Below are 1,518 nucleotides of genomic sequence, written 5' to 3'. Positions count from 1 at the left end.
CATCTCCCGCCCGCCTCCCGCCATGCCCCCGCAGCGTTTACGCCGTAAACACCTCCGCCGACAACGGGAGAAGAAGTCGTGAGGAAAGACAGTGCGGACGGAATGCGCATATCGGATTCAGAGGACGGGTATCTGGCGCCAGCCCGTCTCTGCGATCGTGAAGAGGAAAGGGCGGCGATCGCACGCGCCCGCCTGCTCGTTAGCTTCTCACCCCTGAACGTATTCTCTCTTGGTCGTCCGAGTCCGACACTGCGGTTACGGTGAAAGCGTCGGAGGTCTCGCGGATGACTTTCTCCCAATGGCCACGGTCGAGGGTGAGGATCGGATACTGATATCTACAGGCTTCGCATACGGCCTGCGCGTCTCCCAGGGACTGGCAATTAAGGTCGCCAGCGACTGTGACTACGTCGAGAATGTCACCATACTCGCCGACGGTGGTCATCTTCAGGCGCTGGAGGCCCTGCAGGAGAGCAGCCTGCTCTGCCCGGCCTCCCGCTCGCAGAAGAGCCTCCGCTGCTGTTAGCGACGGGACCACAAGCTGGATCTGACCGTTATTGAGCTGCTGCACCATGATGATGGTTGTTGCGTCTTGCCGAGCCAGGGCGGTCAGGACAGAGGCGTCCAGAATGAGTCCCTTATCGATCACGGCTGCTGTGCTTGTGTGCGACGGCGTCATCGGAAGCGATTGGGCGAACGCCGTGACAGTAGCGAAGTCCAGGCTAGTGAAATGCTCTGAACGGCCGTTTCCCTCCCGGATGCCGCGAGTGCTGCAGAACTCGATCAGCTTTCGCTCGTTAGCGGCATACTCCACATGGGGCGGCGACACCCATTCGTTGACGACGCCGACGCCATGGAACGCCGCGTTGCGGCGGTGATTGCCGATGCGGCGCAGGGCATCGATGCCCTGCCCTACCTTCAGTATGCCGCTGTCGAAGGCGATGGCGTAGATGAAGCCACCCATCAGGACTCCACGGAGATCAGGCTTGTCCCAGGGAGCTGTGCGGGCTTCTCTCGAAGACCATCGCCGAGTGATCTCTCTTTGTCCTTGACCGCGACCTCGGCGTCGCAGCAAGAGGGCCGGGAGCCTCCGGATCCCGGCCCTCGTTCACGGCGTAAACGCTAGGCGGGAGAAGGCTGGATCCCCGTGCTGGCAGGGGGTTGAGGACTTCCCGGGCGCGGCAACTTTTCTGCACCTTGCGCGCACTTCTGCCGCTACGCCCGGACGGCTTACTGGATGTCGAAGGCCGCTGGCACAGGGCCTTCACCGGCACCGGACCCCTACGGAGGTCCAACCGCCGGAAGTCCTGTCGCCGCACAAGGGATCACACTTCATGACGTTCGCCGCTCGACTGGCCGCTCGCGCCCGCACCGCCACCGCCGCTCTCGTTCTGGCCGGCGCCGGGATCGCGGGAGTCGCGGCCACCGGAACCGCGCACGCCGACACAGCCATCGACAGCGAGCAGCAGCAGGTCATGCTCAAAGGCGCCACCACCGCCTCCTACTACTGGGACGACGCCT

The 1,518-nt window shown here is 63.6% G+C and carries 1 protein-coding gene and 1 pseudogene; one reads left to right on the top strand and one right to left on the bottom strand.

Going from position 1 to position 1,518, the window contains the following annotated elements:
* Positions 1 to 199: 199 nt before the first annotated feature.
* Positions 200 to 961 (bottom strand): PIN domain-containing protein, encoded by a 762-nt coding sequence (locus IEZ08_RS38995; RefSeq protein ID WP_189244242.1) that lies wholly within the window; start codon positions 959 to 961, stop codon positions 200 to 202.
* A gap of 370 nt (positions 962 to 1,331) precedes the next feature.
* Between IEZ08_RS38995 and IEZ08_RS38990 the strand changes: the two are divergent.
* Positions 1,332 to 1,518: pseudogene (locus IEZ08_RS38990) on the top strand (hypothetical protein); the annotation flags it as partial.

This window comes from Planobispora rosea (assembly GCF_014648175.1).
Classification (GTDB): Bacteria; Actinomycetota; Actinomycetes; order Streptosporangiales; family Streptosporangiaceae; genus Planobispora; species Planobispora rosea.
The sequence above is the reverse complement of the archived record's forward strand: the minus strand, read 5'-3'. Positions and strand labels throughout refer to the sequence as shown.

Bases quoted from the DNA above. Each gene is read 5' to 3' on its own strand.
- IEZ08_RS38995 (WP_189244242.1), bottom strand. From the start codon at position 961: ATGGGTGGCTTCATCTACGCCATCGCCTTCGACAGCGGCATACTGAAG.